Origin of the sequence: Halomonas sp. 3D7M, from assembly GCF_014897885.1 — a bacterium.
Classification (GTDB): Bacteria; Pseudomonadota; Gammaproteobacteria; order Pseudomonadales; family Halomonadaceae; genus Vreelandella.
Window position 1 is genome coordinate 6,972 of the sequence record NZ_JABUZF010000201.1, and the last position, 6,717, is coordinate 13,688.

The following is a 6,717-nucleotide window of genomic DNA, read 5'->3' on the forward strand; positions in this document are numbered from 1 at the left end:
AAGCCGCCACGACGACCCTAACGCCCAGCAGGACGATGTTTCACAGGACGCGCCAGGGGCTGATGGTCGTCCGCTGCGTCGTGAAGGACCGAAAGTAGGGCGCAATGATCCGTGCTCATGTGGGTCCGGTAAAAAATATAAGCAGTGCTGCGGAAAACTAAGCTAATCACGCGTGGCGAAATTGAGCGCAAAGGAGAAAAACATGGCGGTGGGAAATCTTGCTTTTCCGGAATTGCCACCCCTTAATGGGGTGCGCCTGGGTAGTGCAATGGCAGGTATTAAAAAGCCGGATCGCCGTGATGTTGTGGTGATTGAGCTACCTGAAACTGCCACGGTAGCTGGGGTTTTTACTCGTAATGCGTTTTGTGCTGCCCCAGTGGTCGCTGCGAAAGCGCATCTTGAAGCGTGTGCAAGCGCAGGGCGTGTGCCTCGCTACTGGTTGGTAAATACTGGCAATGCCAATGCTGGTACTGGCGCATCAGGCTTGCAGGATGCTTATGCCAGCTGTGAAGCGCTTGCTGAGCAAATGGGCGTTGATAAAAGCCAGGTCTTGCCCTTTTCAACCGGCGTGATAGGCGAACCTCTTCCCATGACGCGCCTGCTTGCCGGTATACCCCATGCGCTAAATTCCTTAACGGATACTAGCCTTGCTTGGCAGCAAGCGGGTGAGGGAATTCTAACCACGGATACCCGTGCCAAGGGCGCAACGGCAACCGTTTCAATTGGCGATCAGCAGGTCACGATCAACGGTATTACCAAAGGTTCAGGCATGATTAAGCCTAATATGGCGACCATGTTGGGCTTTGTAGTAACGGATGCGGCGATTGCACAGCCGTTGTTAGCAAGTTTGTTACGTGAAACGGTAGATCACTCCTTCAACTGCATCACTGTCGATAGCGATACATCAACCAACGATGCGTGCATGTTGGCAGCGACAGGTACCGGCGCTCGCATCGAAAACGAAGAGCAGGTGGCCATTTTCCGCAATGCGCTGCAATGCGTCATGACCGAGCTTGCTCAAGCGATTATTCGTGATGGCGAAGGGGCAACTAAGTTTGTGACGCTCCAGGTGGATGAAGCGACCACTCGGCAGGAAGCCTTGGATGTCGCTTTTACCGTTGCTCACTCGCCGCTGGTGAAGACTGCGCTCTACGCTTCTGATGCTAACTGGGGGCGTATTCTAGCCGCTGTTGGGCGCGCGCCGGTTGAGGCATTCGATGTTAACCAAGTCGTGATTGATTTGGGTGACGTTCGCTTGGTTGAACAGGGTGGCCGTGCCGACAGTTATACAGAGGCTGCGGGCAGTGCCGTCATGGCGCAGGAAGAGATCATCATTCGCATTAATTTGGGCCGTGGTGAAGAGAGTGCCACTATGTGGACCTCGGACCTATCTCATGACTATGTGACTATCAACGCGGATTACCGTAGCTGAAGTGCACTGAAAAGTAGCCAAAAACAGTTGCAGTGACGTGCTAATGCAGCGAGATAGCGTCGTCTTTGGTTAGGGCGGCGCGCAAAAAGTGGGTAAAGACGTAATGAGTGTAATGGTAAAACGACGAGTTCATGTCGCGGCGGCTGCAATGATCAGCGCCGATCAGAAGCGGGTGCTGATTGCGCGTCGGCCCTCTAATGTCGATCAAGGGGGCCTATGGGAGTTTCCTGGGGGTAAGCTGGCGCCTTATGAAACAGGCTTGGAAGGTCTCAAGCGTGAGCTTCACGAAGAGCTTGGCGTCGAGATTGTACGGGCCCGGCCTCTTATCCGTGTTCATCATGAGTATCCTGATAAGCACATCCTGCTAGATGTTTGGCAAGTCCAAGAGTTTGCAGGTGAGCCGTTTGGCCGTGAGGGGCAGGCTGTGCGCTGGGTGCCTATGGAAGAGTTGGTGAACTATCCTTTCCCTGCCGCTAACTTGCCTATTTTGCGTGCGGTGATGTTGCCCACCGATTATCTGATTACCGGCGAAGAAGCTGACGAAGAGCGTTTCGATAGCTTGTTAGAAAGAGCGCTTAGTGAGGACGGTGTCAGACTCGTACAGCTGCGGGCAAAAAATCTTGATGAAGCGGCATACATTGCCCGTGCTGAGCGCGCGCTGCGCCTTTGCCGTCAGTACGATGCAAAGCTGTTGCTGAATGGCGAGCCTGCATTGCTTGATGCTGTTGATGCTGACGGTATTCATTTAACCAGCGCACGGTTAATGGACCTTGAGCGTCGCCCGATTGCAGAAAATAAATGGCTCTCGGCATCGACTCACGATCAAAAGCAACTTTCTCAGGCGGCAGTTTTGGGTTGTGATTTTGTCACGCTGTCGCCGTTGCGCACTACGCCTTCTCATCCTGAAGTGGCGCCACTGGGGTGGCATGACTTCCAGCAGCTAGTGGAACGTGCTGGTATGCCGGTATTTGCACTGGGTGGTATGACACGTTTTGATGCTAACCATGCACGCGCTGTTGGCGCTCAGGGAATTGCGTCTATTCGTGATTTTTGGAAGTAAAGCCAATCGCCACACGTTAGCTTTTTGAATGCTGCGCCTGCTCTCGATGAGAGCAGGCGTCTATGTTTTTATCAATCGCGATAGCGGCGTGTTAAGTCACCGTAAGCATCAATACGGCGGTCGCGCAAATAAGGCCAAATACGCCGAGTGTTCTCGCTGCGCGCCATATCGATGTTGACGACTAGTTGCTGCGTCTCTTCACCTGCATGCGCTAGCATTTCTCCCTGTGGGCCGCATACAAAACTTCCTCCCCAAAACGCAATGCCGTTACCAACGCCAGAGTGGTCGGGTTCAAAGCCGACTCGGTTAGCGACTAGCACGGGCAGCCCGTTAGCGACGCCATGGGAGCGCTGTATAATTGTCCAAGCATCTTTCTGACGGGCTTTTTCAGCGTCATCATCACTTGGATCCCAGCCGATGGCCGTGGGGTAGAGAAGCAGCTCCGCACCACTTAGTGCCATTAAGCGTGCCGCTTCCGGGTACCATTGGTCCCAACAAACCAGAATACCTAGCCGCCCAACAGAGGTGTCAATAGGCGTGAAGCCTTGGCCACGTCTGTCGTCAACATCGCCAGGGGTAAAGTAAAACTTTTCGTAAAAGGCCGGATCATCCGGGATGTGCATTTTACGGTACTGTCCTACACGTCCTTTTGCGCGGTCATAAACGACGGCTGTATTGTGGTAAAGCCCCGCCGCCCGTTTTTCAAACAACGACCCCACCAGCACAATATTCAGCTCCTTGGCTAGTTCGGCCAGGTGCTGACCAGTAGGGCCGTCTAATGGTTCAGCCAAATCAAACAGTGCAGGGTCTTCGTACTGGCAAAAGTAGTGCGTGGCATGCAGCTCCTGAAGCAACACTAATTGTGCGCCTTGGCTAGCAACTGAGCGTATGCCTGCTTCGCTGGCAGCAAGACTACGTGCTTTATCTGGCCACGCGGGCTGTTGAACAACACCGACGGTTAAGCTGTTAGACATGATGGCTCCTTAGGATTGACTAAGCGCAGGGGCAAGGGTGCCTTTCGGTAGCTGCATGGTTAAGCAGTGAAGGCTGCCATGCTGGCGAATGACGCTATTACACTCGATAGGAATCAGGGTGTGTTCTGGAAAGGCAATACTCAACGCTTGCAGCGCGACCAGGTCGGCGGGATCGCCGTAAGTGGGCACCAGTACGGCATTATTGATAATTAAAAAATTCGCATAGGTAGCCGGGAGGCGATGACCATCTTCAGGATCAAAGCAGGCCTGTGGCCACGGCAAGGCGATTAACTGGTAGGGCTCGCCGTTGCGCTGGCGAAACGCCATGAGCTCTTGCTCCATTGCGTTTAGCGCTGGATAGTGAGGATCAGTCGGGTCGTCGCAGCGGACATACGCAATGGTAGAGGGATTGCAAAAGCGCGCGAGCGTATCAACATGACTGTCAGTATCGTCACCTTCAAGATGCCCATTGGCTAGCCATAGGACTCGATCGACGCCAAAATCTTCCGCTAACTGGGCTTCAACATCCGTACGCGAAAGTGACGGATTGCGGTTGGGGTTCAGTAAGCAGGCTTCAGTGGTTAGCAGCGTGCCCTCTCCGTCGGTTTCAATCGCGCCGCCTTCTAGCACCATGCTGCGTGGAGCGATGGGGCAGGTCCACACCCCTGCATCGTTCAGCCACTGAGTGAGGCGATTGTCATGCTCGGCAGGAAATTTACCGCCCCAGCCAGTAAACGTGTAATCCAGCATGAGTGGCTGCTGCGTTTCGTCCACCACGGTGATCGGCCCATGGTCTCGGGCCCAAGTGTCATCCGTGGGAGCGACAATGAGCATCAGTTGTTGTTGGGCAATGCCATAGGCCTCAAACGTCGCAGCCAAGCGATGCTGGGTGGTGTCATCAGGAACGCTGATTAACACGCGCTGATAGCGTGTCGTGGCAATCACGATACGCTCAAGTGTTGCTTCGATGCGCGATAACAGCGGTGCCCAGTCGCCGTCTGGGCGGGGCCAAGTCAGTTGCAAGCCGTCTTGGGGGGACCACTCGGGCAATAAACGGTAAGTCTTGTTAGCCAACGTCACGAATGCTCTTAATAGTCGAAAAAATCCTTGCCCTAAAGACAAGCAGAATGGGCGCAATTTAGGGGCTCGCTTAGCAACATGCAAGCGTTACCGTGCTTGAGGGAACGCTAGGCAGACTTGTTACTCTAACGCAGCGTTCGTACATGCACCCATGCTAAAAAAACCGTACCATGGACGCTTATTACTAAGGAATGATGCCATGCTTGATCGTTTGCCTTTTCTGGTGGGGCTGCGCTACGTGCGCGCTAAACGCCGGAACCACTTTATTTCATTTATTTCGCTAACTTCAATGCTGGGGTTAATGCTTGGCGTGGCAGTGCTGATACTTGTGCTGTCGGTGATGAATGGTTTTGATCACGAGCTGCGTACTCGAATTTTGGGCATGGTGCCTCACACTAAAATTGAATCACAAGCAGGGTTAGTTGAGTGGCAGGCGTTAGCAGAGCAGCTTGTTGAGCGAGAGCGAGTTATTGGTGCAGCGCCCTATGTTGAACAGCAAGGTATGTTTTCAGCGGGTGGCAGAAACCAAGGCGCTATGGTGAATGGCATTCACCCAGACTGGGAAGATCAAGTGTCGATTATTGGTGAGCATATGCGCCAAGGTCAGCTTTCTGATCTGGTGCCTGGTGAGTGGCACGTAGTGCTGGGGTCTATGCTGGCACGCCGCTTGGGCGTTGGGGTAGGTGATCGCGTCACGCTACTTGTTCCAGAGGCATCGATTACACCCGCAGGGGTTTTTCCAAGACTCAAGCGATTCACTGTTAGCGGTATCTTTAGTGTAGGCGCTGATTTAGACGCTAATCTGGCCTATGCCAATATTGAAGATATGCAAACGTTAGCGCGCTTGGGCGACGCGGTGGGTGGCCTACGGCTGGAGCTAGATGACCTGTTCGTGGCTGGCAGTGAAACGCAAGCGATTGTTAACGAACTTGGCGCAGGGTACCGCGGTACGGATTGGACTGCTTCCCATGGCAGTCTATTTCAAGCGATTCAGATGGAAAAGCGCATGATTGCACTGCTGCTTACGGTCATTATTGCCGTTGCCGCATTTAATATAGTGTCTACGCTAGTGATGGTAGTGACCGATAAGCGAGCGGATATTGCCATTTTACGCACCATAGGCGCCACCCCACGTTCGATCATGGGGATTTTTATCGTGCAAGGGCTCACCATCGGTCTGATAGGTATTGCGATTGGCGTTACTGTGGGTGTTCTCCTGGCACTGACTGTCTCTGATTTGATCAGTTGGTTTGAAACAACTTTCGGTATTCAGTTCTTGGATGCCGGGGTTTACTTTATTAGTGACTTGCCCTCTCAACTGCAGTGGGGTGATGTGCGTGATATTGTCATCGCTGCCTTTGGTCTGACCTTCCTCTCGACGCTTTATCCCGCTTGGCGGGCCGCTCGGGTTCAGCCTGCCGATGTACTGCGTTATGAATAAGGAAGTAACGATGACCTCAAGTACCCAGCACTCAACCACAGTTATGTTGGAATGTAACAGCCTGACACGGGTATATAGCGAAGGCCCTCAAGATCTTACCGTATTAGATCAGCTTGAGCTTAAGGTACATGCTGGAGAGCGTGTTGCCATTGTAGGGAGCTCAGGCTCGGGTAAAACAACGCTGTTAAACCTGCTGGGAGGGCTTGATCGGCCTAGCGCTGGTAGCGTAGTGATTGCTGGTGAGCCGTTAGCCGGTCTTAACGAAGCGGCATTAGGCCGTTTTCGGAACCGCTATATCGGCTTTGTCTATCAGTTTCATCACTTGCTAGCTGAGTTCACTGCGCTAGAGAACGCCGCGCTGCCGTTAATTATTCGTGGCCAGTCTAAGAAGGCAGCGGAGCAGCGGGCTATGCAGTTGCTCGAACGAGTGGGCATGAAAGCGCGAGCAGATCATAAACCGGGCGAACTTTCGGGAGGGGAGCGTCAGCGGGTGGCCATTGCCCGTGCATTAGTGACAGATCCCCGTCTTGTGCTAATGGATGAGCCAACCGGGAATCTTGATCAAACCACGGCAGGTACCATTTTAGCGCTTATGGATGAATTGGCTAAAGAGAGTGCCTGCGCGTTTGTTATTGTGACTCATGATGTCAGTTTGGCTGCCCATCAGGATCGGGTATTAAGGCTGGATAGTGGGCGGTTAATTGAGCAGAACAGCGACTAATACCCTAGG

General features: G+C 53.2%; 7 protein-coding genes. 5 read left to right on the forward strand and 2 right to left on the reverse strand.

Annotated elements, in window-relative coordinates; translation table 11 throughout:
- The 3 genes from INT22_RS20810 to INT22_RS11220 all read left to right on the forward strand — a co-directional run.
- On the forward strand, window positions 1-166 hold a 166-nt coding region (locus INT22_RS20810; protein ID WP_226912635.1), incomplete at its 5' end, for an SEC-C metal-binding domain-containing protein.
- A 36-nt stretch (window positions 167-202) separates the two neighbouring features.
- Window positions 203-1,432, forward strand: a complete 1,230-nt coding sequence (gene argJ / locus INT22_RS11215) for a bifunctional glutamate N-acetyltransferase/amino-acid acetyltransferase ArgJ (protein WP_193068241.1) — start codon at window positions 203-205, stop codon at window positions 1,430-1,432.
- A 112-nt stretch (window positions 1,433-1,544) separates the two neighbouring features.
- Entirely contained in the window at window positions 1,545-2,492 is a 948-nt protein-coding gene (locus INT22_RS11220) for a Nudix family hydrolase (RefSeq protein ID WP_038485369.1), read from the forward strand.
- 71 nt (window positions 2,493-2,563) lie between these two features.
- On the opposite strand, the gene INT22_RS11225 is transcribed toward INT22_RS11220, so the two are convergent.
- Window positions 2,564-3,466, reverse strand: a complete 903-nt coding sequence (locus INT22_RS11225) for a carbon-nitrogen hydrolase (RefSeq protein ID WP_193068242.1) — start codon at window positions 3,464-3,466, stop codon at window positions 2,564-2,566.
- 9 nt (window positions 3,467-3,475) lie between these two features.
- A complete protein-coding gene (locus tag INT22_RS11230) occupies window positions 3,476-4,546 on the reverse strand; it encodes an agmatine deiminase family protein (protein ID WP_193061315.1) in 1,071 nt (356 codons plus the stop codon).
- Window positions 4,547-4,745: 199 nt separating this feature from the next.
- Between INT22_RS11230 and INT22_RS11235 the strand changes: the two genes are divergently transcribed.
- The gene (locus tag INT22_RS11235) at window positions 4,746-5,987 is read left to right on the forward strand and encodes a lipoprotein-releasing ABC transporter permease subunit (protein WP_089037739.1); all 1,242 of its coding nucleotides are present in this window, start codon (window positions 4,746-4,748) and stop codon (window positions 5,985-5,987) included.
- A gap of 10 nt (window positions 5,988-5,997) precedes the next feature.
- On the forward strand, window positions 5,998-6,708 hold the full coding sequence (locus tag INT22_RS11240; protein ID WP_193061316.1) for an ABC transporter ATP-binding protein: 711 nt from the start codon (window positions 5,998-6,000) through the stop codon (window positions 6,706-6,708).
- Window positions 6,709-6,717 lie beyond the last annotated feature (9 nt).

What these genes read in the sequence shown, in the direction of transcription:
- argJ (WP_193068241.1), top strand. Translation starts at nt 203, where the DNA reads ATGGCGGTGGGAAATCTTGCTTTTCCGGAATTGCCACCCCTTAATGGG.
- INT22_RS11220 (WP_038485369.1), top strand. Translation starts at nt 1,545, where the DNA reads ATGGTAAAACGACGAGTTCATGTCGCGGCGGCTGCAATGATCAGCGCC.
- INT22_RS11225 (WP_193068242.1), bottom strand. Translation starts at nt 3,466, where the DNA reads ATGTCTAACAGCTTAACCGTCGGTGTTGTTCAACAGCCCGCGTGGCCA.
- INT22_RS11235 (WP_089037739.1), top strand. Translation starts at nt 4,746, where the DNA reads ATGCTTGATCGTTTGCCTTTTCTGGTGGGGCTGCGCTACGTGCGCGCT.
- INT22_RS11240 (WP_193061316.1), top strand. Translation starts at nt 5,998, where the DNA reads ATGACCTCAAGTACCCAGCACTCAACCACAGTTATGTTGGAATGTAAC.